The 26,207-nt window shown below is 60.7% G+C and carries 23 protein-coding genes; 19 read left to right on the forward strand and 4 right to left on the reverse strand.

Going from position 1 to position 26,207, the window contains the following annotated elements; all coding sequences use genetic code 11:
- The first annotated feature begins 2 nt into the window (after window positions 1-2).
- The 6 genes from WKI89_RS10270 (at window position 3) to WKI89_RS10295 (ending at window position 8,149) form a co-directional block, all read left to right on the forward strand.
- Window positions 3-971, forward strand: coding sequence for a TRAP transporter substrate-binding protein (locus tag WKI89_RS10270; RefSeq protein ID WP_337869351.1), 969 nt, complete (start codon window positions 3-5; stop codon window positions 969-971).
- Between the two features lie 84 nt (window positions 972-1,055).
- A complete protein-coding gene (locus WKI89_RS10275) occupies window positions 1,056-1,562 on the forward strand; it encodes a TRAP transporter small permease (RefSeq protein ID WP_337869352.1) in 507 nt (168 codons plus the stop codon).
- Window positions 1,563-1,564: 2 nt separating this feature from the next.
- Window positions 1,565-2,869, forward strand: a complete 1,305-nt coding sequence (locus WKI89_RS10280) for a TRAP transporter large permease subunit (protein WP_337869353.1) — start codon at window positions 1,565-1,567, stop codon at window positions 2,867-2,869.
- Between the two features lie 7 nt (window positions 2,870-2,876).
- Window positions 2,877-3,629 carry a 5-oxoprolinase subunit PxpA gene (locus WKI89_RS10285; RefSeq protein ID WP_337869354.1) on the forward strand — a complete coding sequence of 251 codons (753 nt, stop codon included), beginning with the start codon at window positions 2,877-2,879 and terminating at the stop codon, window positions 3,627-3,629.
- A 95-nt stretch (window positions 3,630-3,724) separates the two neighbouring features.
- A complete protein-coding gene (gene pxpB, locus WKI89_RS10290) occupies window positions 3,725-5,215 on the forward strand; it encodes a 5-oxoprolinase subunit PxpB (protein WP_337869356.1) in 1,491 nt (496 codons plus the stop codon).
- Window positions 5,216-5,335: 120 nt separating this feature from the next.
- Window positions 5,336-8,149: a hypothetical protein gene (locus WKI89_RS10295; protein WP_337869358.1), complete on the forward strand. Its 2,814-nt coding sequence runs from the start codon at window positions 5,336-5,338 to the stop codon at window positions 8,147-8,149.
- Between the two features lie 6 nt (window positions 8,150-8,155).
- Here the strand turns inward: WKI89_RS10295 and pyrF are convergent, their stop codons facing one another.
- Entirely contained in the window at window positions 8,156-8,935 is a 780-nt protein-coding gene (gene pyrF, locus WKI89_RS10300) for an orotidine-5'-phosphate decarboxylase (RefSeq protein WP_337869360.1), read from the reverse strand.
- A gap of 91 nt (window positions 8,936-9,026) precedes the next feature.
- Between pyrF and WKI89_RS10305 the strand changes: the two genes are divergently transcribed.
- Entirely contained in the window at window positions 9,027-10,289 is a 1,263-nt protein-coding gene (locus tag WKI89_RS10305) for an esterase-like activity of phytase family protein (RefSeq protein WP_337869362.1), read from the forward strand.
- A 382-nt stretch (window positions 10,290-10,671) separates the two neighbouring features.
- On the opposite strand, the gene WKI89_RS10310 is transcribed toward WKI89_RS10305, so the two are convergent.
- Entirely contained in the window at window positions 10,672-11,667 is a 996-nt protein-coding gene (locus tag WKI89_RS10310) for an asparaginase (protein ID WP_337869364.1), read from the reverse strand.
- Between the two features lie 98 nt (window positions 11,668-11,765).
- On the opposite strand from WKI89_RS10310, the gene WKI89_RS10315 reads away from it, so the two are divergent.
- The 4 genes from WKI89_RS10315 (at window position 11,766) to WKI89_RS10330 (ending at window position 15,166) form a co-directional block, all read left to right on the forward strand.
- A complete protein-coding gene (locus tag WKI89_RS10315; protein ID WP_337869366.1) occupies window positions 11,766-12,593 on the forward strand; it encodes a hypothetical protein in 828 nt (275 codons plus the stop codon).
- A 69-nt stretch (window positions 12,594-12,662) separates the two neighbouring features.
- Entirely contained in the window at window positions 12,663-14,174 is a 1,512-nt protein-coding gene (locus WKI89_RS10320; RefSeq protein WP_337869367.1) for an alkaline phosphatase, read from the forward strand.
- A 61-nt stretch (window positions 14,175-14,235) separates the two neighbouring features.
- Window positions 14,236-14,673 (forward strand): Rieske 2Fe-2S domain-containing protein, encoded by a 438-nt coding sequence (locus WKI89_RS10325; RefSeq protein WP_337869368.1) that lies wholly within the window; start codon window positions 14,236-14,238, stop codon window positions 14,671-14,673.
- A 154-nt stretch (window positions 14,674-14,827) separates the two neighbouring features.
- The gene (locus WKI89_RS10330) at window positions 14,828-15,166 is read left to right on the forward strand and encodes a YegP family protein (RefSeq protein ID WP_337869370.1); all 339 of its coding nucleotides are present in this window, start codon (window positions 14,828-14,830) and stop codon (window positions 15,164-15,166) included.
- Here WKI89_RS10330 and WKI89_RS10335 read toward each other — a convergent pair.
- Entirely contained in the window at window positions 15,161-15,502 is a 342-nt protein-coding gene (locus WKI89_RS10335) for a DUF309 domain-containing protein (RefSeq protein WP_337869371.1), read from the reverse strand. The two genes, WKI89_RS10330 and WKI89_RS10335, sit on opposite strands and share 6 nt — an antisense overlap.
- A 99-nt stretch (window positions 15,503-15,601) precedes the next feature.
- On the opposite strand from WKI89_RS10335, the gene trxA reads away from it, so the two are divergent.
- From trxA to WKI89_RS10375, 8 genes are all read left to right on the forward strand, one after another.
- Complete coding sequence (trxA, locus tag WKI89_RS10340; RefSeq protein ID WP_337869372.1) at window positions 15,602-15,934, forward strand: thioredoxin; 333 nt, start codon at window positions 15,602-15,604, stop codon at window positions 15,932-15,934.
- Window positions 15,935-16,020: 86 nt separating this feature from the next.
- Window positions 16,021-17,247 (forward strand): cytochrome P450, encoded by a 1,227-nt coding sequence (locus WKI89_RS10345; RefSeq protein ID WP_337869374.1) that lies wholly within the window; start codon window positions 16,021-16,023, stop codon window positions 17,245-17,247.
- 25 nt (window positions 17,248-17,272) lie between these two features.
- Entirely contained in the window at window positions 17,273-18,259 is a 987-nt protein-coding gene (plsX, locus tag WKI89_RS10350; RefSeq protein WP_337869376.1) for a phosphate acyltransferase PlsX, read from the forward strand.
- Between the two features lie 11 nt (window positions 18,260-18,270).
- A complete protein-coding gene (locus WKI89_RS10355; RefSeq protein WP_337869377.1) occupies window positions 18,271-19,326 on the forward strand; it encodes a mechanosensitive ion channel family protein in 1,056 nt (351 codons plus the stop codon).
- A gap of 265 nt (window positions 19,327-19,591) precedes the next feature.
- Complete coding sequence (gene lhgO / locus WKI89_RS10360) at window positions 19,592-20,818, forward strand: L-2-hydroxyglutarate oxidase (protein ID WP_337869379.1); 1,227 nt, start codon at window positions 19,592-19,594, stop codon at window positions 20,816-20,818.
- A 491-nt stretch (window positions 20,819-21,309) separates the two neighbouring features.
- On the forward strand, window positions 21,310-22,956 hold the full coding sequence (pgm, locus tag WKI89_RS10365; RefSeq protein ID WP_337869381.1) for a phosphoglucomutase (alpha-D-glucose-1,6-bisphosphate-dependent): 1,647 nt from the start codon (window positions 21,310-21,312) through the stop codon (window positions 22,954-22,956).
- Between the two features lie 8 nt (window positions 22,957-22,964).
- Window positions 22,965-23,405: a DUF4180 domain-containing protein gene (locus tag WKI89_RS10370; protein ID WP_337869383.1), complete on the forward strand. Its 441-nt coding sequence runs from the start codon at window positions 22,965-22,967 to the stop codon at window positions 23,403-23,405.
- A 91-nt stretch (window positions 23,406-23,496) separates the two neighbouring features.
- A complete protein-coding gene (locus tag WKI89_RS10375) occupies window positions 23,497-24,729 on the forward strand; it encodes a PEGA domain-containing protein (protein ID WP_337869385.1) in 1,233 nt (410 codons plus the stop codon).
- A 256-nt stretch (window positions 24,730-24,985) separates the two neighbouring features.
- On the opposite strand, the gene WKI89_RS10380 is transcribed toward WKI89_RS10375, so the two are convergent.
- Complete coding sequence (locus tag WKI89_RS10380; protein WP_337869387.1) at window positions 24,986-26,140, reverse strand: class I SAM-dependent rRNA methyltransferase; 1,155 nt, start codon at window positions 26,138-26,140, stop codon at window positions 24,986-24,988.
- Window positions 26,141-26,207: the final 67 nt, after the last annotated feature.

The following is a 26,207-nucleotide window of genomic DNA, read 5'->3' on the forward strand; positions in this document are numbered from 1 at the left end:
ACATGAGAAAACCAATCGGTGTCTTGCTGGGTTTGTTGCTGGCCGGGCTGGGGTGGGCCCAGAACCAGGTCTGGAACATGGCCACCCCCTACCCCGACGGCAACTTCCACACCATCAACATCCGCGAGTTCGCCAAAGAGGTCGAGACCACGACCCAGGGCCGCCTGACCATCCGGGTTAGCAGCGGGGGCTCCCTGTTGCCGCACCCGCAGATTCTGCCGGGGGTGCGCAACGGCCAGATTCAGATGGGCGAGGTGCTCATCTCCTTGCTGGCCAACGAGAACCCGGTCTTTGCCCTGGACTCGATTCCCTTTTTGGTGGGGAGCTACGACGATGCCCAGCGGCTCTACCGGGCTTCCCGCGCCGAGATCGAAAACTGGCTGCAAAGGCGCGGTATGACTCTGTTGTTCTCGGTGCCCTGGCCGGGCCAGGGGCTTTATACCAAGCAGCCGGTGAACAGCGCAGCTGACCTGAAGGGCCTCCGTTTTCGGGCCTTCAACCCAGCTACGGCCCGTATCGCCGAGCTGACCGGCATGACGCCCACCCAGGTGGAGGCCGCCGATATTCCCCAGGCCTTTGCCACCGGTATTGTGGCGGCCATGATCACCTCCCCCTCGACCGGGGTGGACAGCCAGGCCTGGGACTTCACCCGCTACTTCTACGACCTTAGGGCCTGGATTCCTAAGAACATGGTGTTTGTGAGCCGCCGGGCCCTGGACAGCCTGAGCCCGGCCGACCGCGAGGCCGTGCTGGCGGCTGCCCGTCGGGCTGAGCAGCGGGGCTGGCAGGCCAGCCAGCAGGAAGCCGCCAGCAAGACCGCCATCCTGGCCCAGCGGGGGATGCAGGTCTTGCAGCCCAGCCCCCAACTGGTGGCCGACGTCAAAAAGGTGGGCGAGACCATGACCAACGAATGGCTCAGGCGGGCCGGGGCCACCGGGGTCAAAATCTACCGAACCTACCTGGGCCGCTAGGACGAAGGCTCGAGCACCGTGAAGCGGGAATCCCTCGCCCGTAACTGTCCGTGGGTGAGGGTTCTCGCGGGGTGAGGGGGGCATATGCGCAAGTTCCTGGATGGCCTGTACCGCCTATCAGGCTTTTTGGCCGGGCTGCTGGTGGTCTTTATCTTCCTGATTATCCTGGCCCAGATTGTGGGGCGGCAGTTTGGGGTGGCCATCCCCTCGGCCAACGAGCTTTCCGGCTTTGCCATGGCCGGGGCGGTCTTTCTGGCCCTGGCCCCCACTTTGCGGGCGGGGGCCCATATCCGGGTGGGGGTCTTGATTCGGCGGCTACAGGGTAAGGCCCGCCGGGGGCTGGAACTGGGGGTGGGGGGGTTCTCGCTGCTGGCCTCGAGCTACGCCACCTTGCAGCTCTGGCGGCTGGTGCTGGATTCCTATAGCTTTGGCGACCTGGCCCCTGGGCTTTTGCCGCTGCCCATCTGGATCCCGCAAAGCCTGCTGGCGGTGGGCATCTCCATCTTTACCGTGGCCCTGGCCGATACCCTGGTGGTGCTTTGGCGGGGTGAAATGCCCTCCTATCTTTCCGAGGGTGGGGGACAGGAGTAGCCGTGGAGTTAACGCAGATTGCGCTTTTTCTGGTGTTGCTGCTGCTGGTGTTGCTGGGCAGTGGGGTCTGGATTGCCCTGGCGCTCCTGGGGGTGGGCTGGGCGGGGTTGCAGTTCTTCACCAACACCCCCCCTGGGGCCAGCGTGGCCAGCAGCCTGTGGGGTTCGGTCTCGAGCTGGTCGCTGGCGGCACTGCCCATGTTTATCTGGATGGGCGAGATCCTCTACCGCACCCGCCTGGCTGCCGACCTGTTCGAGGGGCTTTCCCCCTGGCTGCGCCGGATTCCGGGCCGCCTGCTGCACATCAACGTGCTGGCCTCGGGCATTTTCGCTGCGGTGATCGGCTCTTCGGCGGCCACCACCGCCACCGTGGGCAAAATTGCCCTGCCCGAACTGCTGCGGCGGGGTTATCCGGAGCGGCTGGTGCTGGGCTCGCTAGCCGGCTCGGGCACCCTGGGCCTCCTGATCCCCCCCTCGGTGATGATGATCGTGTACGGGGTGGCCGCCGAGGTCTCGGTGGCCCGGCTCTTTATTGCGGGCCTCCTGCCGGGCCTGCTGGTGATGCTGCTGTTTATGGGCTGGGTGATGCTATCGGGGCTCTTAAACGCAAGGGAGATGCCCCCGCCCGACCCCCCCTTGCCCCTAGGCCAGCGCCTGCGCGGCCTGCTCAAAATCCTGCCGGTGCTGCTCCTGATGGTGGCCGTGATCGGCTCCATCTATGCAGGGGTGGCCACCCCCACAGAGGCGGCCAGTCTGGGGGTGCTGGGGGCCCTTATTATTGCCCTTTGGACCCGCAGCCTGAGCTGGCCGGGTCTGCTGGAGAGCCTGATGGGTGCGGTACGCACCAGCAGCATGATTGGCTTCATACTGGCCGGGGCGGCGGTGCTCTCCATCGCCATGGCTTTTACCGGTATCCCGGCGGCCCTGGCGGCCTGGGTGGCCGGGCTGGGGCTTTCCAAGTACGCTTTGCTGGCCGTCCTGATGCTGCTGTTCTTGGTGCTGGGGGCTTTCCTGGACGGCATCTCCATCATCGTGCTGACCACCTCGGTAATCCTCCCGCTGGCCAAAGCGGTGGGGATTGACCTTTTGTGGTTTGGCATCTTTTTGGTGATTGCGGTGGAGCTGGCCCAGATCACCCCGCCGGTGGGCTTCAACCTGTTCGTGCTGCAGGGCCTCTCGGGGCGGGATATCTTCACCATTGCCCGCTCGGCCCTGCCCTTTTTAGCCATGCTGCTGGTAGCGGCGGCCTTGATCACCGTTTTTCCGCAAATCGTGACCTGGCTGCCGGCCCGGATGACCGGTGGATAGGGGCGCTATGAAGATTGACCTGAATGCCGATGCGGGCGAATCTTTTGGTAACTGGAAGTTGGGGCGGGATGAGGAGCTGTTTCCCCTGCTGAGCTCGGTGAATGTGGCCTGCGGGTTTCACGCCGGCGACCCGCTCACCATGGAGCGCACCCTCGAGCTTGCCCAAAAGACCGGCCTGGCGGTGGGGGCTCACCCCGGCTTCCCCGACCGGGTGGGTTTTGGGCGGCGGGAGATGGCGGCCACGCCCGAGGAGGTCTACGCCGACGTGCTCTACCAGGTGGGGGCCCTGAGCGCTTTTCTGAAGGTGCGGGGCCTGCCCCTGCACCACATCAAGGCCCACGGGGCCCTGTACAACCGGGCCACCAAAGACCCCCCGACCGCCCGCGCCATCGCCCAGGCGGCCCGGGACTTCGACCCCCAGGTGCCGCTGGTGGTGCTGCCCAACACCCCGCTGGAGCAGGAGGCCCAGCGCCTGGGGCTCCGCACCGTCGCGGAGGCTTTCCCCGAGCGGGGCTACAGCCGCGACGGTCGGCTGGCCCCACGGGGAACCCCTGGGGCCTGGATTCACGACCCTGCCGAGGCGGCCCGTCGGGCGGTGCAGATGGTGGTGGAGGGCCGGGTGGCGGCGGTGGAGGGCGGCTGGGTGGAGGTGCGGGCCCAGACCCTGTGCATCCACGGTGATAACCCCAGCGCGGTTGAGATAGCCCGGGCCGTGCGGGAGGCACTGCAGGCCGAAGGGGTGATCATCGAGACCTACTGAGCGCCTAATCGCTGCTCCATGCGTTGTGGGTTGTGCTCCCATTGGGGCCCCCGGCAACGGCTCGATTCTGTTTAGGGGATGTATTCTGACCTTCCATGACCCTGAGCGGCTTCTACCTGCCCTTTTCCGAACAGCTCGATCTCGAGGCCAACGCTAAAATGCTGGCCCTGACGCGGGCCCTGCTGGCCGATCCGCTGCCGGGTGTGACCGATGTGGTGCCTGGCTATGTGAAACTCTACCTCGAGTACGACACCGACCGGGTCTCACAGGCACGGGTTCTGCGCTGGGTGCGCCGGCATCTGGAGGCGTTATCCGATGCGCCAGCAGGCAAAGAGGTTGAGATCCCCGTCCGCTACGATGGGCCCGACCTGGCCTGGGTGGCCGAGCAGACCGGCCTTTCGGTCGAGGAGGTGGTACGGCTGCACAGCCAGGCCCCTTACCGGGTGTTCGCCACCGGCTTCACGCCGGGGTTTCCGTTCCTAGGGCCCCTGCCCGAGCGCCTACGGCTGCCCCGCCGAAGAACGCCCAGAGCCCTGGTGCCGGCCCATGCGGTGGCGATTGCCGGCAACCAGAGCGGAATTTATCCGCTGTCCTCCCCCGGTGGGTGGCACCTGATCGGCACTGCGCTCACCCAGGTCTACAACCCCCACCGCGCCCCGGTGTTTTTGCTGGAGGCGGGCGACCGGGTGCGCTTTGTGCCCAGCGAGGGCCCCACCCCGGCGGTGCCGGCCCTGAAGCCCTTGCTGCCAGCGGCGCCGCGGTATCCGGCGCTGCGGGTGGAGGAGCCAGGTTTGCTGGATCTGGTAATGGACAGCGGGCGACGCATGGCCGGGCGCCTGGGGCTGGCGGCCTCGGGGGTGCTGGATGGTCGGCTGGCGGGCCTGGCCAACCGGCTGGTGGGCAACCCCCCGGATGCGCCGCTCCTGGAACTGACCCTCAAGGGCCCGGTGCTGAGCGCGTTAAGGCCGCTGGTCGCTGTCTTTGTTGGCTATGGGATGCGGCCCCTGGTGGGTGGCGTGCCGGTGGCGGTGGCCCAGACCTTTTTTTTGCGCGCGGGTGATAGGCTGCACTTCGAACCGGCCCCCGAGGGCGCGCGGGGCTACCTGGCCCTGGCGGGGGGCCTCGAGAGCGCCCGTTTCTGGGGGAGCGCCAGCACCGACCTTAAGGGTCTGATTGGGCGGCCCTTGCAGGCCGGCGATGTGCTGGGGGTGGCGGAGGTGAGGGAGGCTCGAGCGGGCTTTGGTTTTGCGCTACCCCCCCTGGGGCCGCGGCGGGTTCGCCTGCTGCCGGGGCCCCAGTACAGCCCGGAAGCGATGCAGGCCTTGTGCAGCGCCCCTTTCGAGCTGGTCTCGGGGGATCGGATGGGGCTCCGGCTTTTGGGGCCGGAGGTGCCGGGGGGCGAGCTGATCAGCGAGGCCACCCCGCTGGGGGCGGTGCAGATTACCACTGAGGGCCAGCCCATCGTGTTGCTCAACGACCGGGGCCGCATTGGGGGCTATGCCAAGCCGGCGCTGGTGCATCCCCTCGATTTGTGGTGGATGGCCCAACTGCGACCAGGGCAGAAGGTGTGGTTTGCACAGACCTAGTCGCGGATAGCGCTCGATTCCTTGCTGACTTACCCTAACCGTGTGCTGGATTGTTTACAGTCTGGCTCCAGCTTGCCACAATACCTTTCTAACTGAACGCCCCTCTCGGGAAGGTGGTTGATGGATACCCGCGTCAGACGTTACTTCCGTAGCCAGTTTCACCTCGAGGCCCCCCTCTCACCAGGGCGCTTTGAAAGTGAACTGGCCAAGCGAATCGGCAGCCCCTCGAGGCGAAGACCGATTCTGAACGCCTGGAAAGCCTATCTGGAGGCTGATGGGGGCAATTTAGAGGCGGTACGAAGTTTTTATGCAGGGCTTCTAAGCCATCCACAGGGGCGTCTGGAAGCGCTGGTTTATGCCATGCATCTGCCCTTTATCGAATTTTACGTAAAGGTTTTGCCCCAGTGCCTTCCCGCACAGGGCAGGGTTTTGGAGGTAGGGGCCTTTACCGGAGCCTTGGTCAAGCTGCTACAGGAAGCCAGACCCGAACTGGAGTGGCATGCCTTGGAGGGGGTGTCGCAGGCGGTGACGCTGGGGCAAGCCCGCACCGGGGATGCGGTGCAGTGGCACGAGGGCTGGTTTCCACTGGTTGGTTCGGGGCCAGAGCTAACCCTGCCAAAGATGGATGCGGTGCTGCTGCTTTCCTGTCTGCCAGAGGGCTACCTGGGCGGGCTGCCAGCGTCCCTCGAGGAGGCCGCATACTTCAAACAGTTCGACTTCTTCGAGCGCTTGCAGGGTCTGCAGGGCTTGCTCAAGCCAGGGGGATTGCTGGCCTATGGGCATGGCCCTTTTCTGGGGAAGAACCCCCAAGCAGCGAGAAGCGCACTGCAGCAATTGGGTTTTACCGAGGTAGAGCAGGTAGGTGAGGGCGAATACACCCTCATCACGGCGCGGATGCCACCGGGGTTGCTACCGCTGGAGGTACAGGTGTCTCTACCTCAACCGATAGACCAGCCCCCAGCCATGGCGGAGCCTGCTGTGCTGGGCGATGCCTTGCCGACTGCCAGTGAAATCTGGGCCTTGCTCGAGGAAGGAGCCTATGCCGAAGTGCTAACGCGGGTACCGGCGGGCACGGTGGGTGAACTGGGCTACTTGCGGGGACGGGCTTTGTGGGCCCTCTCGCGCTTTGCTGAGGCCGACGAGGCGCTGGCCCTGGCCGGTCGCCCGGAGGCCGAGGATTTGCGGGTAGTGTGCTGGGTCGAACAGGACGATTACCGCCGGGCCTTGCCACGGCTGGAGGAGCTTGCCAGCCGTGGCGGGCGTTTCAAGCTGGCCCTGGGGAAGGCCTATCTGGGTCTGGGGCGCTTGTCGGAAGCTTTGCGACAGCTCTACGAATGTGGTTTGCCCGAGGCCGAGGTGTACTTGAAAATGGCCCTAGAGCGCATAGAGGAACGGGCCCTGCGGCTCTCGCGCGAGGGCGACTGGAGCGAGGCCAGCCGCCGGGTGGAGTTTGTCGAAGACCTGTCGCCCGACCTTCTCACGCGTGGGCTGCTGCGGCTGGGTTTGCAAGCTACCTTGCAGCAGGGTTTGTGGAGCCGAGCCAAGCGCTACGCCCAACGTCTGTACGATCTAGGAGAATCCTCCGGTGCGCTAGGGTTGGCGTTGGTGGGTCTAAAAGTGCGGGGACCAGAGGCATTGGACAGGATGCCACTGGGCGACTTGAAAGAGGTTGAGCCCTACCTGACCGACGCTGTGGCGCGGGCCGAAGACGCCACAGCACTGCTGGCCCTGGGCATGCTGCGCCACCGTGAGGGGCGGCATCCCGAGGCGGTGCGCTATTTGGAACGGGCCGCCCGCGAATCCAAAGGGGAGCCTGCCGGGATGGCCTATCACCTGCTGGCGATTTCCAAGCGTTCGCTGGGCCACCCGATGCGCGAAATCCTGGGAGATCACAAACGCGCTCACGCCCACCGGGCCTATCCGGTAACACAACTCTTCGAGCTGGCCCAGGAGGCACGGGAAGCCGGAGAGCCGGTGCTGGCTCGAGAGTTCCTGGGCCGGGTACGGGAAGCAGGCTTACAGCACTTCCACGATGTAGGGCCGGTGCTAAAGCTGGTCGAGGCCCTGGAAGGGCCCTGGGAAGCCTTCCGCATGCTGGTTCAAAGTTTGGAGCGTACCCTCGAGCCCCCCCTCGAACACCTCGAGCTGGCCTACCGCCTTTCCCGCAGCTTCTCCCAGAGCAGCGAGGCCGAGACCGTGCGCGGACAGTATCTGGCTGCCCTCTACGGCGCTGGGCAGGCCTTGGGGGCCGAGGGGCTTCTGCTGGCTGAACATGACCGGAATCCCGAGGCCCTCGAGGTGCTCTACGACTTGGCCGAACACTATGAGCGCACCGGAGCGTACCAAAAGGCGGCCCAGACTTGGCGCAAAGCGCTGGAGGTCGCCTACTACTGGGAAAAAGACCTGGAACTATCGCGCGAAATTCTGCGCAACCTGCTTTTTCTTAATCCTACCGACCCCGACCTACAGTTGTACCTAGAAGAACTCAAAGCCACCTCCAAAGCCCTTTCCCAGCTCGAGAGGGTACCCGATGCCTGGGTTGGAACCACCCCCGACAGCCTGATGCGCGAGGGTCTGCCGCGCTTCCACGGCGAATTCCTGGTTGTGGTGGGGGGGCATACCCAGCTCCGCAGCCGCATGTTGCCCTATCTGGAGACCCAGGGCCTCCGGCTCGACTGGTTCGACTCCGATACCTACACTGCCGGGCGGGAGGTGATACGGCGCATCCAGAGCCGCTTAGAACGTGCCCACGGCCTCATGGTCATCAGCAGCTACGTGGGCCACGACCTTTCCGAGCCCGTGCGGCTGGAAGCCGAGACCCTGGGGGTGCCGGTCTACATCTCCCCTGGCCGGGCCCGTGGCGTGACTGGCTTTTTGCGAGCGGTGGCCGAGTTTGCCCCGCAGATTTATAAGCGGGCGCTCAAGGGCAGCTAGAGCGAGCTATTCCCGCATCGCGGCCAGATAGCGTTCGGCCTGGCGAACTGCCGCCTCCAGGCTGGGCTGTCCGTCGGGATAATACAGCGCCCGGCTGGCAGAGTTCAGCAAGCCCGGCCCCCGCACCACCGCACCCCCTTGTGCCCCCAGGCCTGGCAAGAGCAACAACGAGTGAGGTAATCGCTTGCGTATCTCGGTAATTGGCTCGGGGTAGGTAGCCCCAACCACCGCTGCCACGCGCGACCAATCACCTACCCGCTGCTGCTCGGCTTGTGAGGCCAGATAGTCCGCTACGAACTGGTACAGCCGACCTCCCTGTTCCAAGGGCAGATCCTGGAAAAGCCCCGAGCCGGGGTTGGAGGTCTTGACCAGCACAAACACCGCCCCCCCCGACTGCTGGGCGGCCTTGAAAAAAGGCTCCATGGCATCGCTGCCCAGATACGGGTTGACCGTCAGGGCCGAGCCTCGATAGGCCTCTAGATACGCCTTAGCGTAGGCTTCGGCGGTAGAACCGATGTCGCCCCGCTTGGCATCCACAATCACCGGTAGCGAGAGCACCCTGGCCGCTACCATCAACTCGTGCATTAGGGCAAACCCCTGGGGGCCCATGGCCTCGAAGAAGGCTGCCTGAAACTTTACCGCGCAGACTTTGCAGGCCAGAGCTTCCAGCAGTTCTAGGGTGTAGTGGCGGATATGTGCGATGGGATTGCTTCCATGCAGGGTGGGGCGTGGGTCTATACCCAGCACCAGGGGTGGGCGGTGGGTTACCTCTTCAACAAACTCCATTGTTAGCAGCCTACCTTTTGTCATCCGATTTTCAAGCGTTGCTAGAAAAAAATCTGACTGAGCCTGATTATTTTGGCGAAGGAGGCCATTTATGAAGCGAGTGAAGCGAGTCGTGTTATTGGGTATGCTCCTTACAATTGGGCTAGCCCAGGCGCCAAAAGTCGAACTGGCGGGGTTTGCTGTGTTGCCGGCGGATACCTTTGCCGAAGGGCCACCGAGCGGGGCCTACCGCCAGAACCCGGGGTTTCGCGCTGCGCCTGTCCCTTTCAGCAGCCAGCCGGTGCAGGGCTTTAGTGCAGTCCAGTTTGGGCCGCAAGCCGGGAGCTACTGGGTGCTGAGCGATAACGGTTTTGGCTCCAAGGCCAACAGCCCCGACTACTTGCTGCGTTTGTACCTGGTGACCCCCCGTCCCCGTACCGCCCAGGGTGGTGCCGGCACGGTGGAGATAAACCGCTTCATCCAGCTGCGCGACCCCAATCGTTTGGTACCCTTTCCAATCTTGAATGAAAACACCGCCGACCGCCTGCTGACCGGTTACGACTTTGACATCGAGTCGTTTGTGGTGGCTGCCGACGGTACGATCTGGGTTGGGGAGGAGTTTGGGCCTTATCTGCTGCACTTCGATGCAAATGGAGTCCTGTTGGATCCGCCCTTTGCCACCCCCGACTACGGTGCAGGCAGAGACTCCAACAAGGATCAGGTGCGGGCTCCGCAGAACCCTGCTCTACTCTTAAAGCCGGTGGGCCCGGGACAGCCGGGTGCAGCCAACCTACCTACCACAAGGGGCTACGAAGGACTGGCCACCAACCCGGCCCGTAACCGAATCTTTGCCATGCTCGAGGGCACCGTGGTCGGTGATCCGAGCGGAACGGTACGCCTAATGGAGTTCGATCCGGTAGCCAAGCGCTGGGTGGGTCTGGTAGGTCGCTACCAGTTCGACGACCCTGCCCATGCAATTGGTGAGATGGCCGTAATCAACGAAAATGAGTACCTGGTTATCGAGCGCGACTCCCGGCAAGGCGCGGAGGCCCGCTTCAAGCGCATTTACAAGATTGATCTCAACCGCCGTGATGCTAACGGGATTTTGGCCAAAGAGTTGGTGGTTGACCTGCTGAACATCGCCGATCCAAGGGGACTGGCCCCCAGTACCCAGGGTGGGGTTTTCCGCTTCCCTTATGTCACCATCGAGTCGGTGCTGGTGTTGGATGCCAGCACGCTGCTGGTCATTAACGACAACAATTATCCGGCCACCGGCGGGCGCGGGGCCGAGGTCAAGGATGCCAACGAGTTTATCTGGCTCCGACTCCCCACCCCGTTGCGCCCGGCACCTGGGGTGGGCCAGCCTCGAGGCTAATCTGGGCCTCACGCTGCGTGCTGATGGCGCTATATACGTAGCCTTTGTATCTCCATAAACGTGGAGATATGGTTCCGTAAGACCGATGCGGACGATTCCCTGTGGGACGGAGTGTGCTCCCTACACCAGGGGGACGTTCACTTTTCGAGACATTAGTGCCTTTCACGCCCACTCTGGTTTATCACTGCACACGGGCTATCAGTGAAAGGCCTTTGATCAAGTGCGGAAGAGTTGATTGACTGAGATATAAAGCAGCAAAGGGCTTAGTGGTTTGGTAAGTTAAAGATTGATACGCGGCAAAGCTTCCGGAATGAAGTGCTCAAAGCAACTCCCGGACATTAGAGGGGCTAAATCCATCCCAGAAATTAAGTTACCAGAGCACTTAGGCCCAGCAGAGCTCGAGCCTGGCTTCCAGATGCCCCACCTCGAGTTTGCGTACATTCCGAATGAGCGGTCTGCGCCACTCCAGCTCCACTTCCGGCGAGAGCAGGCCCAGTTCCTCCAACAACCGGATTACCATCGGTTCCCTGGCCTCGTTGGAGCCGCTTTCTATTTTGATTGTAATTCCGATGTGGCCCCAACGGGTATCCCGTAGGGCCATACCGTAGTAGCCGTCGGCCCCGCGTTTGGCCACCAGGTGGGGTATTTTTTCCATAAGCACGGTGTCAATGCTCTGGGGACCGGCCACCAGGTCGGGGTGCTGCCGCATGGCCTTAAAAACTGCTTCTAGACCCTCTCGATATTTTGGAAGTGCGGCCTCAGGTTGGGCCAGCAGGGCAAACATGCGGGCGGCGGGGGCCAAGGGTAGCACAAAGGTGGGTACGCTGCACCCATCCACCCCGTAGGCAATCTGGCTGAAGCTCGAAAGGTCGCGCAGGGTTTGCAGGTTGAGTTGTTGCACCGGGTGCTCGGGTTGCTCGTAGCCTCTGGGCTCGACGCCCATGGCCAGCGCCGCGGCCATCATGCCGGTATGTTTGCCCGAGCAATTGTTGTGCAGTGCGGTAGGCGCCTGACCTGCTTGTTGCAAGGCTTTGCGCGAGGCGGGATCGAAAGGCAGGTGCGCCCCGCAGGCCAGATAACTGGTATCCAGTCCGATCTTGTGCAGATAGTTCGCTGCAATGGCTATATGTTGCTGCATTCCATCGTGCGAAGCGCAGGTCAGAGCGACCTCGGCAGGGGTGATGCCAAAGCGTTCCACCGCACCGCTCAGATAAAGGGCCTGTGCCTGGAAAGGCTTGGCCGAGGAGCGCATATGCGCTGCTAAATGAGGGTTGCCACTATAGGCCAGCAATTGTCCGGTGGGGCTGACAATAGCCAACGAAACCTTGTGGCGGTTTTCGATCAGGCCGCCGCGATAGGCGTAGGTGTAAGCGTTCATCGTCCATAGCCTAATCGTTCAGGGGTGTGGTTGGTAAGCCTTGGCAAGGACACGCAAAAAGCACGTACACCTGAACATTCTTCTGTTACCCTTGGAGCATGCAAAAGGTATGGAGTGTGCTGTTGGTGCTGGGTTTGTCGGTGGCGCAGGCCCCACAAGGTGCGGTTCTGCTGCGTTTGAACGAGGCCCAGCAGGCTGTGGTAGTGGGCGCTTTTCAGGGTGGGCGCTGGATCGAGGCCGAGAAGTTGAGTCGCCTCGAGGCCCGCCGCTATCAGGTGTTTGGCCCGGCTGGACGCATCAACCAGGCCCAGGGAGCCGGTGGTTTGCAGACCCCCGAGATATGCGACTGGAATAGAGAAACCTCCCTCACACTGCTCGAGCGCCGTGCTATCCAGTACCCGGCTTATGCTATTTCGGCCCGCTGGAATCCCCAGCCCCGTGCCGTTGCGGTTCTTTCCCCCACCCCAGTCCACCGCCAAGCCGTGGCAGCGGAACTGGCCCGCCGCAAGATTGGTGGAGCGCCCAACATAACCCAGGCTTTGCGGGTAGACTTGGACGCCGATGGGCGCGATGAGGTAATCCTGAGCGCCAACAAACCAGGCTTTTCCGTCAATGACGGGCGGATTGAGGGCAGCTATGCCAGCGAAGTGGGGGATTACGGCCTGCTCATGGTACGCAAGCTCGTAAACGATACCGATCTGCGCACTTTTGTGCTGGACGTGACCCATCTAGACAAGCCCTTCGATGGCACCGAGGGAATGCCCACCGTGATTACCCGCCGCATTGGGGCTATTCTCGACCTGGATGGTGATGGCAAAATGGAGATCGTTACCGAGGTCTGGGTACACGAGGGATGGGGTAGTACAGTATGGCGCTGGAACGGACGACAGTTTGTAAAGGTGTTGGAGTGGGGCTGTGGAGTGTAGCCTGATCCTCCTTGTTTGCTGACCAGGGCTTGACAGGCTTTGTTAAGCATATAAAACGGAGGTACAGGCATGAAACGCAGAGACCTAATCAAAGCAGGGGTAGCAGCCGGAGCCGCCGCGGCCCTCTCGGCCCAGGCCCAGAGCGCCCAGGCCAACCAGCCGGGCATCCTGACCCGCGCGCGCAACCTGATCTTCCTCGCCTACGATGGGATGGGCTGGGAAGACTACGCCATCGCCCAGTTCTACTCCCGGCGGGTGCTGGGCAAGCCCATGGCCCTGGAACGCTTCCTGGCCAGTGGCGTGAGCGGGTTGCAGAACACCAACAGCCTGACCAGCTTCGTTACCGAGTCCAGCGCAGCTTCCAACGCCTGGAGCACCGGGGTCAAGACCGTCAACGGGGGTCTGGCCATCCACGTGGACGGGCGCAAGCTCACCCCCATCTTCGCCCTGGCCAAGCAGCAGGGCAAGGCGGTGGGCCTGGTCTCCACCGCCACCATCACCCACGCCACCCCGGCGGGCTTCGTGATCTCCAACCCCAACCGCAACGCCGAGGATCAGATTGCCGAGCAGTACCTCGAGTTCGGCGCCGAGGTGTACCTGGGTGGGGGCCAGCGCTTCTTCGACCCGGCGGTGCGGCGCGATAAGAAAGACCTCTACGCCGCCTATGCCGCCAAGGGCTATGGGGTGGTGAAAAACCTGCGGGAGCTCGAGGCCTCCAACGCCTCCAAGCTGCTGGGCGTGTTCAGCAGCAGCCACATCCCTTACGAGGCCGACCGGCGCTTCCAGGGGGTGGACACCCCCAGCCTGGCCCAGATGACCCGTGCGGCCCTGCCCCGTCTGGCCGCTTCCTCCAAAGGCTTTGTGCTCCAGGTTGAGGCTGCCCGCATTGACCACGCCAACCACCTCAACGACCCCGCGGGCTCGCTGTGGGACATCCTGGCCGCCGACGAGGCCCTGGAAGTGGTGATGAACTATGTGGATCAGAACCCCGACACCCTGCTGATCATTGGCTCCGACCACGTCTGCGGAGCGCCTGCGCTGTATGGCACGGGTTCTTCGTACCGTGAGAGCAGCGCCGGAGTGCTGATGCTCGAGGCCCAGAAAGGCACCTTCGAGTTTATGCTGGGCCGCCTCGGCAACAACCCCAGCCCCGAACAGGTGGTAGAGCTCTTCCGCACCGTGAAGGGCGTGACCCTCAAGCCCGAGCAGGCCCAGGTGGTGGTGGACGCCATCACCAAGCGGGCCTACCTGCCCGACGCGGTGCGCTATGGCGTGCAGCCTGCCAACACCCTCTCCTGGGTGATGCGCCAGACCGATGCCCGGAAGCCCGACCTGCCCAACATCGGCTGGAACTCGGGCCAGCACACCGCCGGCCCCACCCTGTTTGGGGTGTATGGCCGGGGGATTGGGGCGGCCCGGATTGGCCTGATTGACAACACCTACAACTTCACCCTGATGACACGGGCCCTTGGCATTCGCTTCCAGAACCCGGTGATGAGCGAGCAGGAGGCCCTCGAGGTGCTCAAGAGCCGGACCGAAGTGCCCTGGAACCACCCCGAAGACACCCTGGCGTTGGCCTAAAAACTTCCACACTACACGGCAGGAGGTTCCTGGCCTCCTGCCTTTGTTACAGGAGGGCAAGGTGAACAGACGCGATGCCGGTAAAACCCTGCTGGCCGGCCTTCTGGCGCTGGGTGGAGCGGGGCGGGGCCAGACACCGGCGCCGGCCCCGGTGCGAATTGCCGAACCCAGCCGCCTGTTCGAGGTCTGGGCCGACCTCGAGTTCCGCTTTGTGGGCCAGCCCTGCTTGCTGGTGAGGGTGCCACCCCCGGCCCAGCCCAGCCCGCGGGTCCTGGAGGCACAGGGTGTTTTTCTGACTGCCTTTTCTCGGGTCTGCCCCCACGCGGGTTGTACGGTGCCTCTGCCGGATCAGCAGCGCTTTATCGAATGCGGCTGTCATGGCAGCCGTTTCCAGGCCGATGGCCTTAGGGTCGCGGGGCCCGCACCCACCGACCTGCCGGGGGTTCGGCTCGAGCTGCGCGATGGGGCGGTCTGGGCGGTGGGATGGCTGGACTCTTAACTTTCGCACAACTCCTGCACACCTATCCTGTAAACTGGCCCCAATCTGAGCTTGCATAGCCCCCAACCGCCACCCTACCGCCTGGGTTGCCTCGAGGGCCTACCACAAGCAGGATTGCTATTATCTAGGCTGTACCCAGTGCAGGAGGAAGCGTATGGCAGGTAAATTCGTGCTCTCGATGACCAAAGACGGGCAGTATATGTTCAACCTCAAGGCCGCCAACGGCCAGACCATCCTCACCAGCGAGCGTTACCAGGGCAAGGACGGGGCCCTGGGCGGCATTGAGTCGGTACGTAAGAACGCCGGTCTGGATGAGCGCTACGAGCGCCGCACGGCCAGTAATGGCGAACCCTACTTTGTCCTCAAGGCCGCCAACCACCAGGAGATCGGGCGCAGCGAGATGTACAGCTCACAGGCCGCGATGGAAAACGGCATCGCCTCGGTCAAGAAAAACGCCCCCGAGGCTACCCTCGAGGATCTCACCACCTCATAACAGGGGAAATGGTGGAATCTGACCAGGGCCTTTTTGTAAGGCCTGGTAGGTTTCCTTAATCAGCTCTGTGACCCGGATACCCTGGTAGTTGGCTGGAAGGTTCTTTAGATGCTCGAGGGCTTTGTGGAAATTGCGCCAGCCACCGGTGGAACTGCTTCGCGCTTTATGCAGGGCCGCTGCCAGCAGGATAATGCCGTGGGTCAGCTCGCGCTCAGGCCCCGAAAGCCGGAGCCAGAGGGGTTCCAGAGCCTCGTGCACCTCCCAAAAATGGCCTTGGTGCCATAACTCCAAGGCTTCGGTGTATTCTGGCGTACCCAACAAACCAGCTTCTCCCACTATAAAAAGTGTATCGGCTTCCCCTAGGTGCTGCCAACAGTGCTAGAGTGTAAAGCCGGAAGGGCCTGATCCCTGGCCCTGTGTGAGAGGTAAACAGCCATGGCAAAACCCATCGAAGTGAATGATGCAAACTTTGACGCGACCCTCAAGGAGAATCAGTATGTGCTGGTGGATTTTTGGGCCGAGTGGTGCGGCCCCTGTCGCATGGTGGCCCCGGTTATGGAAGACCTGGCCAAGGAGTACGAAGGCAAGGTGAAAGTGGCCAAACTGGACGTGGACGCCAATCCCCAAACGGCCATGAAGTTTCGGGTGATGAGCATTCCTACCATCATCCTCTTCAAAAATGGGCAGCCGGTTGAAGTAATGGTGGGCGCGGCTCCAAAAGGTAACTTTGTGGCTCGCCTGAACAAACACGTCTCCGTAAGCGCCTAAAATTTTTCCCCTACAACCCCTCCTGCCAGGAGGGGATTGTTTTGTCCCTCTTATCAAGGAAGGTTGGGAGGATTATTCTTGCAACCATGCAAACCTACCATCTCAACATCAACGATCCAGCTTTTATCTACGATCCCTATCCCACGCTAAAGAGCCTCCGGGAGCACCTTCCGGTCTTCTACGACGAGGTCTGGAACAAAATTTTTTTCCTGCGCTACGAAGACATCGCCAACCTGTTGCGCGACAAACGCCTGGGGCGCTCGATCACCCATATCCTCTCCCGCGACGAGCTGGGCTGGCCGCCGCCCAACCCGCTGACCCGCGACTTCGACCACTTCCAGGAAAACCACATGCTCGACAACGAGCCGCCCAAGCACACCCGGCTCAAGGGCCTGATGATGAAGGCTTTTACGCCGGCCCGGGTGGAGGGGCTGCGCGGGAAGATTCAAGCCATCGTTAACGAGCTGCTCGACCAGGCCGAAGACCGGGGCCAGATGGATCTCCTGCGGGACTACGCCGAACCCCTGCCGGTTACGGTGATTGCCGAGCTACTGGGTGTACCTGAGGAAGATCGCCACCACCTGCGGCCTTGGTCGGCCAAAATCGTCAAACTGTATGAGTTGGGATTTTCCGATGAGCAGGCCACCGAGGCCAACCAAGCGGTAGTGGACTTTTCCAACTATGTCAAAATACTGGCCGATGAGCGTCGAAGGAAGCCTGGCAACGACCTGATTTCAGCCTTGGTACAGGTGGAGGAGCAGGGGGATAAGCTCACCCCCGACGAGCTGGTGGCCAACTGTATTTTGCTTTTGAACGCCGGCCACGAGGCCACGGTCAACGGCACCACCGCCGGCTTCCTGGCCCTTGCGCGCAACCCCGAGCAGATGGAGCAGGCCAAGGAGGCAGCAGCCAAGAACCACCCGGAGTTTTTCAAGCTGGCCGTGGAAGAGCTGCTGCGCTACGACACCCCTTTGCCGATGTTTGAACGTTGGGTGTTGGAAGATTTCGACTATAAAGGTATTCCACTGAGGCGCGGCCAGGAGTTGGCCCTGATGTATGCCTCGGGCAATCGCGATCCGCGCAAGTTTTCCAATCCCGATCAGTTGGATCTGACTCGTGCCGAGAACTATCACCTGACCTTTGGTCTGGGCATCCACTACTGCATCGGCGCACCGCTGGCGCGGCTCGAGCTCCAGACCTCCTTTCAGACCCTGCTCAAGCGCCTGCCCAACATCCACCTGGCCACCGACCGAATCGAGTACGCCGGTGGGTTCGTGATCCGGGGCCACAAGGCCATGCCGGTAGCGTGGTAGGGAAGTTGGCCTTAGGCTATAAACCGTGAAACCGATTGCTCTTGATGCGATGGGAGGCGACCACGCCCCCAAAGTCACGGTGGAAGGTGCCCTCTTGGCCCAAAAACAGGGGATTCCGGTCATACTGGTAGGCCCCAAGGCTGTGTTGAAACAGGAATTGCAACAACAGGGGGGCGATCTGCCCATTGTGGAGGCCCCCGAGTACATCACTATGCAAGACCAGGCCACTGATGTGCGCAAAAAGCGCCGGGCTTCCATCAACGTCTGCATGGAGCTGGTCAAGCAAGGCGAGGCCTCGGCGGTGGTGGCCATGGGGCACACCGGGGCCACGCTGGCCTCGGCCCTGTTCAACCTGGGGCGCATTCGGGGGGTGGATCGGCCCACCCTGCTGATCGAGCTACCCAGCGAAAAAGGACGCACCTTCCTGACCGACGGCGGGGCCAACGTGGACTGCAAGCCCGAGTGGTTGGTGCAGTTTGCGGTGATGGCCACGGCCTATGCCCAGGCCCAGGGGGTGGCGGAGCCCAGCGTGGGGCTGCTTTCCATTGGGGAGGAAGAGCACAAGGGCAACGAACTCACCCTGCAAGCTTTTCCCCTGCTCAAGGCTGCACCGGGCCTTCACTTCTACGGCAACGTGGAGGGGCGCGACATCTTCAAAGGCACCACCGATATCGTGGTAAGTGATGGCTACACCGGCAATGTGGTACTCAAGCTCTCTGAAGGTGAGGCCCGTACCATCTTTAAGTGGATTCGCGAGGCTTTAAGCGGGGGTTCGCTGTTGACCAGGCTGGGGGCTTTGCTGGTGCGCCCAGCCCTGCAAAGCCTGCGGGCCAGGATGGATCCCGCCGAGTACGGGGCCATGCCCCTGCTGGGGGTAGAAGGCCCTGTATTTATCGGGCATGGCTCTGCCGATGGGCGGGCGGTGTGGAGTGCGATTCGTAAGGCCAAGGGTGTGGTAGAAGCCGGCTTGGTGGAGCGGGTGCGGGCCGGAATAGCCCGCTTGGCGGGGTAGTGGGAGGAACCGTGGAGACCTCGAGCCTCTGGCTACGTGTTCTGATCAGCCTCGGCCTGTTGATTCTGGGATTTTGGGTAGGGCGGGCCGGAGCGGGCCTAGTGGGCTGGCTGGCCCGCCTCACCCCCGATACCCGTGATGACCACTACTGGCGCCTCGCAAGCTGGGTGTGGTGGGGCATAACCGGAGTGATGATAGCCTCGCTGGCGGCGCAGGTGTGGCAACTCGAGCTCGAGCCCTTCCGCAGTTGGGGCCAGACCCTGTCTGGCTGGCTGGGGGAGCGGGGCTTGGCCTTGCTGCTGATTATTGGAGCCACTTCGCTGGCCCTTCGCTTGGTACCCCGCCTCTTGCAGCGCGTGCCGCTGGGTAACTCGGACGAGTTCACCCGTGAACGGGTACGGGCCCAGACCCTCAAGAGCGTGCTCGAGTCGGTGTTGCAGGTACTGATTGTGGTGCTGGGGCTGCTCTTTGCCCTGTCCAATCTGGGACTTAACGTCACCGCGCTGCTGGCCGGGGCAGGGGTGGTGGGGCTGGGCATCTCGCTGGCCGCGCAGAACCTGATCCGCGATGTACTCAACGGCTTTTTTATTCTGCTGGAAGACCAGTATGGGGTAGGTGACGTGATTACGGTGGGTCAGCTTTCAGGTGGGGTAGAGCGCTTCAACCTGCGCATCACGGTGCTGCGTGACCTGGAGGGCCGGGTGCACTTCATCCCCAACTCCACCATCCAGCAAGTCACGGTGATGAGCCGCGACTGGGCCCGTGCGGTGGTAGATGTCTCGGTGGCCTACGAGACCCCCGTAGACAAAGCCTTGGCGGTGGTGCAATCAGAGGCCGAGGCTTTTTACAACGATCCCGAGTGGAAGGACAAGTTCACCGATAAGGCTCCTGAAATGCTGGGCATCCAACAACTTGCCGATTCCGGCATCCTCATTCGGGTGCTGTTCAACGCTAAACCCAAAGAACAGTGGGCGATTGGCCGAGAGTTCCGCCGCCGTATCAAGCTGCGCCTAGATGCCGAGGGAATCGCGATTCCCTATCCTACCCGTCGCATTGTAAATGTTTGAGCTGCGCCATCGTAAGTTTGTCAAACCTTGGAGGCCCATCTTTCAAGTTATACCGTTTCCGCTTGAATCCTTCACCGCCATGCGTAGTCAAAGGTGAAGGATTCAAGCCGACCGAAGGGAGTAGAAAAGCATTTCGGCAGTATCGTTTAGGCTTTCAAAAGTGAACGATACTGCCGGAATGCGTATGACTTTTTCAAACGGTCAACCGCGATAGAGCGTCAATTCTTGAACAACGGTTTATCAATCTCAGCATAGAATAGTTGGGATGAAAACCTGTGATTACCTCATTATCGGTGGGGGCATTGTCGGCCTAACGATTGCCCTGGAAATCAAAAAACGCAACAGCTGCGCAAAAATTGTGGTGCTGGAAAAAGAAAAAGAACTGGCCGTACACGGTTCGGGGCGTAACTCAGGGGTGTTGCACGCGGGCTTTTATTACACTGCTGATTCACTGAAGGCTCGTTTTACCCGCGATGGCAACATACGCTGGAAGCAGTTTGTGGAGGAGCGCGGACTGAAAATCAACCGCTGTGGCAAGCTGGTAGTGGCTAAAAATGAACAAGAAGTAGAGGGCTTGCGTGAACTCAAGCGCCGGGGAGACCTGAATGGTGTGGAAACCCATCTGATTTCAGTGGAAGAGGCCAAAAAGATCGAACCCAGGGTCAAATCCACCGAAATTGCCCTGTGGTCACCCAACACCGCCACTGTTGACCCTAAAGAGTGTATGGCTGCTATCGCCGCAGAGTGTCAGACCAGGGGGATTGAAATTCACTTGGATAGCCCCTATCAAGGGCGACGGGGGAACGATGTCATCACCCCCCAGGAAGTCTTTAGCGCAAACTTTGTGATCAATGCGGCGGGCCTGCACGCCGACAAGGTCGCCCACGACTTTGGCATCGGGGTGCGCTACCGTATTCTGCCCTTCAAGGGCTTGTATGTGTATGGTTCGGAGCCAGCTGGCTCGCTCAAAACCAACATTTATCCGGTACCCGACCTACGTAATACCTTTCTGGGGGTACATTTCACGGTTACGGTAGATGGCAAAGCCAAAATTGGTCCTACCGCCATTCCGGCTTTCTGGCGCGAAAACTACGAGGGTCTGAAAGGCTTTGATGCTGCCGAGGCCCTCTCGATCCTGCGCGATGAAGCCATTCTGTTCTTCCGCAACGACTTCAACTTTAGGGGGATTGCCCTCGAGGAAATCAAGAAATACTCCCAAGCTTATCTGGTCTCCCAAGCCACCGCCCTCTTGGAAGGGGTGAAGCCGGAAAACTACCGCACCTGGGGCCGTCCCGGCATCCGCGCCCAACTCTACGACCACCAGGACAAAAAGCTGGTGATGGACTTCATGATCGAGGGTAATAACGAGGGCCTGCACGTGCTCAATGCCATCTCGCCGGCCTGGACAGCCTCCATGCCCTTTGCCGAGTATGTGGTGGATAGGGTAGAAGAGCTGCACACGAATCAGGAGTTATCTGCGACGAAAGCATGAACGAACGTAAAAGCCCTCACCAGTACAGTGTCAATCGTTTATTTTTAGTTGGTGCAGGCGTGGAATCTCAGCCATCCTTGTGAGGTTTTTTGCGTCGCGCCACAGCACTTCACAGGAGCCGCGGCAGTCCACTAACCTACTTAGCAATTTCTGGATCGCTTCGTGTTTTTTTGAAAGATTACCATGATGATTGGTACCTGTAAGGGGTAGTGAACAAACCCAAAAAGCATGGTGTGATACTGGTTCCGCTTGAACCCTTCACCTTTGGTTCTAATCAAAGGTGAAGGGTTCAAGCCGACCGAAGGGAGTAGGAGTGCGTATGAAGCCTTTCAAGCGAACTGTACGGCAAGTGGTTTGCAAAACCGCTCTAAGTTTGTCACGGTGCGGTGTTTTTCCTATAGCCAGGGTCTTCTTTTCGGAATGGAATTAAGCTAGCGCGTTGCTCAACTAGGCTTGGCTGGAATAGACTCCTACGTGAATAAGGAGTCCTTATGTCGCTACATCCTCTGGCGGGAAAACCCGCACCGCATAGCATTCTGGTCAACATCCCCCGGCTGGTCAGCAGCTACTATGCCATCCAGCCCGACTCCCAGAACCCAGCCCAGCGCGTAGCCTTTGGAACCAGCGGCCACCGAGGCAATTCATTGGCTGGAACTTTCAACGAGGCGCATATTTTGGCGGTCTCGCAAGCGGTAGCCGAGTACCGGGCCGAGCAAGGCATTAGCGGGCCGCTCTTCCTTGGGATGGATAGCCATGCCCTCTCCGAAGCTGCCTGGATCACCGCAGTGGAAGTACTGGCTGCCAATGGAATAGATGTTCGGGTCGAAAAAGGGCGTGGCTATACACCTACACCCCTGGTTTCCCATGCCATCCTGGAATATAACCGGGGCCGAAGCAGCGGACTGGCCGATGGCATCGTCATCACGCCCAGCCACAACCCACCACAGGACGGCGGCTTCAAGTACAACCCACCGAGTGGTGGCCCTGCCGACACCAGTGTGACCAAGGTGGTGCAGGAGCGGGCCAATCAAATCTTGTTGGATGGCCTGACTGAGGTGAAGCGCTGGCCGCTCTACCAGGCCCTAAGAACAGTGCAGGAGTTCGATTTTGTCACCCCCTATGTGAGCCAATTGGAGAGCATCATTGATATAGCAGCCATCAAGTCTGCGGGTATCCGGATTGGCGTTGATCCGTTGGGCGGCTCCTCGCTGGCTACCTGGCAAAAGATTGCCGCGTACCTTGGACTGAACCTGACCATTGTGAACGAAAGAATTGACCCCAGTTTTGCCTTCATGACCGTGGATAAAGATGGCAAGATTCGCATGGATTGTTCCTCACCCTATGCGATGGCCTCGCTAATTGACCTAAAGGATCAATTCGATGTGGCCATCGGCAACGATCCTGATGCCGACCGGCATGGTATCGTCACGCCAGATGGCTTGATGAACCCCAATCACTACCTGACCGTGTGCATTTTCTACCTCTATCAGAACCGCCCCCAGTGGCGTTCAGACATGGGTGTAGGGAAGACCCTGGTCAGCAGTAGCATGATTGACCGGGTAGTGCACAGCCTGGGTAAGAAGCTGGTGGAAGTGCCGGTGGGCTTCAAGTATTTCGTGGATGGGCTGGCGAGTGGAACGATTGGTTTTGGGGGCGAAGAAAGTGCAGGAGCGTCGTTCTTACGCATGGATGGCTCGGCCTGGAGCACCGACAAGGACGGCATCATCCTGGGGTTGCTGGCAGCAGAGATTATGGCCAAAACCGGCAAGTCACCCAGCCAGCATTACCGCGATTTGGAAGCGAGGTTTGGTTCATCGGTCTACAACCGTATGGATGCAGAAGCGAATGGTGCACAGAAAAAAGCCCTGTCCAACCTTTCTCCGGAGATGGTTACGGCTACCCAACTAGCCGGTGAACCCATCATTGCTAAGTTGACCCGTGCACCCGGCAACAACGAACCCATCGGGGGTCTTAAGGTGGTGACTGAGAATGCCTGGTTTGCGGCCAGGCCTTCTGGTACCGAGGATGTGTACAAAATTTACGCCGAGAGCTTCAAGGGGCCCGAGCACCTCGAGCGTGTGATGAACGAAGCTAGAGAAGTGGTGAGTGCGGCTTTCCGGGCAGCGGGGGTGTCGTGAGGGTTGGGGTGATTCCTCGAGAGGATCAAAGACTTCGATCCACTCGGGATATTCCCGAAATAATCGGGGTGGGCATGGATGCCGATGGCCTAACCTTGATGGCCGAGGAGTTACCCCAAACATTCTTCGATCTGCACACAGGTTTTGCCGGTGAGCTTTTTCAAAAGCTGGTCAACTATCAGATTCGCTCGGTACTGGTGCTGCCTGACTTTAACGCTTATGGCCAACGCTTTAGCGAGCTGGCCAATGAGCACCAAGAGCGGTTCCCACGAATACCCAGTACGGCGCTTTTTGCTGTGCTGGGTAGATTACTCCGCACCGCGTGCGGAGTAATTGTGGGAGACGCGAAAGAACACCCACAGATACGCTTCGTCCAAACGTTGGACGAGGCCTGGGCCTGGCTTTGGGCTGAGCGCAATCAGTGTGCACATGGCCGAACAGGTTGCTAAAGACTTGCTCAACGCTAAGGTTAACTTTGGCTGAATAGCTTCTCACGCCTACTAGACGGTGTATCCTACCCTGGGGGTGAGGAGGCAATACATGAAGCAAATCTTCTCAACCACGGCACTCGGACTTCTGCTATCGGGCCTTGCACTGGCCGCGCCCGAACTGAGCCCACAGGGCATTATCGTCAACCCAGTGCCCACCGACCTGCAGGTGCGCACCTGGGTCAACAAAGACCCGGGCAAGACCGGCAACCCGGTCTATCAGATTGGGGAGCGTATCCAGGTCTCGGTGCAGGTCAACCAGGATGCCTACGTTTACCTCTTTAGCGTCAAGTCCACTGGGGAAATTGGCCTGATTCTCCCCAATGCCTTCGATCAGAACAACTTCTTGCGAGCGGGAGAAACCCGCACCTTCCCGCCTGCCACCGGCGCACGCTATACCCTCGATGTGGGTGGCCCCGAGGGACAGGATCGTGTGTTGGCTGTTGCCAGCCGTCAGGCCCTTTCACTCTCGCAGATTGCCAACATCCAGACAGGACAGGTCAACGTTCAGGGCGCGGATAACCTAGCCAGGGCGCTCTCGATTGTCGTAACCCCGCTCCCACAGCAGGACTGGGTTTCCAATGTGGCCTTCTTTATTGTAGGACGCGCAGCGGTAACGCCCTCGCCGCAACCCCAACCGGGAACGGGCACGCTCAGCGTCAACTCCACGCCCAGTGGTGCACAGGTGCTCATAGAGGGTCGGGTGGTGGGTAATACGCCCCTCAACCTCGTATTGCGTCCTGGCCGTGTGGATGTGGAGTTGCGCCTGGGAGGATACCAGACCTTCCGTACCTCGGCCCAGATTCGGCCCGGCGAGACCACAGTTGTGAACGCCAACCTGACCCCGGTCGTGCAGAACGGTCTGCTACAAATCAATTCCAATCCGCAGGGTGCCCAGGTGCTGCTGAATGGCCGGGTGGTGGGCAACACCCCCCTCAACCTGACCGTGCAACCGGGCCGCTACGATATCGAGCTTCGCCTGGGTGGTTATCAAGGTTTCCGTACCTCGGTAACGGTGGGTAATGGCCAGACCGTGCCGGTGAATGCCAACTTGCAAGGCCTGCGTGGGTCGTTGGAGGTCTTCACCAACGTAGAGGCACGTATCTTCCTGGATGGTCGCGAGGTGGGCCAAACCCGTAATGGTTTCCTGCGCCTCAACGACCTCGAGAGCGGTAGCATCCAGATAGTGGCCTTGGCCCCTGGCTATCGCGTGGTGTTCCGGGATATCCGGGTCGAACCAGGTCGGGCCCAGCAGGTACGGCTCGATCTCATGCGGGCTAGGTAACAAAAAGCAGCCGTTCATCCGATCCTCCCCTTGCCATGCAGGGGGAGGTTTCGTGTGGCGCGTCAAACAGCAGTCTTCTGGCGAAACGAGCAAACTCCTCGGGAACTCATACCGTTTCCGCTTGAATCCTTCACCGCCATGCGTAGTCAAAGGTGAAGGATTCAAGCCAACCGAAGGGAGTAGAAAAGCATTTCGGCAGTATCGTTTAGGCTTTCAAAAGTGAACGATACTGCCGGAATGCGTATCAGACCTACCTTCATACGATTTCTAGGATGGCGAACTTCAGGTAATGTGTCTCGGGCACATTGAGCAGTACAGGATGATCCCAGCCCTGGCTGCGCTTTTCCACCACCCGCACGGTGCGGTGGGCATCGGCGGCAGCCTCGGCGAGCATCTGGTAGAAAAGCGGTTCGCTCAGATGGTGGCTGCAAGAAGCAGTTGCCAATATACCTCCGCTCAACAGCAGCTTCATGGCCCGCAGGTTGATCTCTTTGTAGGCCGCATAAGCCCGTTCCACATCGCGCTTGCCTTTGGCGAAAGCAGGTGGGTCGAGTACGATCAGATCGTAGTGGGCGCCGCGTTTTTCTTCCTCGCGCAGAAACTCAAAAGCGTTGGCTTCCTTGGGCGTAATGTTGGTTAGCCCGTTGGCTTGGGCGTTCTCGAGGGCGCGGCGCAGGGCAACTGCCGAGCTATCTACCGCCATAACCTGTTCAAAACCTTGGGCCAAGTGCAGGGCAAACGAGCCGTGGTAACTAAACACATCCAGGGCAGTTTTTCCCTTGAAAGCTTGTAAGCGAATGCGGTTGTCGCGCTGGTCTATAAAGGCCCCGGTCTTCTGGCCTTCTTGGAGGTCTACGCGGTACTGAATAGAAGCTTCGCGCACCATGACCGAATCGGGTACTTGGCTCAGCAGGGGCTTGATTTGCAGGGGCAGCCCCTCCAGGCTGCGGGATTTCTGGTCGTTTCTGGCCAGTAGACTTTGTAGAGGGATTTCAGCCCGAATCACCTCGGTTAGTTCGGAGGTGAGGGGTTCCAGGGCTGCTGACCCCACCTGCAAGACCCCGTGTCCAGCGTAGTAGTCAAGCACCAGGGCGGGCACCAGGTCGCCCTCGGCATGTACCAACCGGTAGCCCCCCACTGGCTCCTGGGCAATGGCCGCCTTGCGTCGCTGCAGGGCTTTGCGCAGGTTCTCGAGCAGAACCTCCTGGGGGCGACCTGCATCCGTGAAGCTAAAGACCCGTACAGTGATTTCGGAGACAGGGTTGTACAGCGCCAACCCCAGAACCCCCTTGGTTGATTGAACTGGGTATAAGCCGGGGGAGTTAGGGCCCTCCAGCACATCGCTTTTATAGACCCAGGGGTGGTGTGCCAGCAGGCGAGCCGCGCCTCTGGGAGTCACGCGAATCTTCATCTTATGAGTCTAACAGTACTGCTCACACCTACACCCCATCTGGAAGCGTAAAATATGCGTCGCATAC

This window comes from Meiothermus sp., from assembly GCF_037443965.1.
In the GTDB taxonomy this organism is placed as follows: Bacteria; Deinococcota; Deinococci; order Deinococcales; family Thermaceae; genus Meiothermus.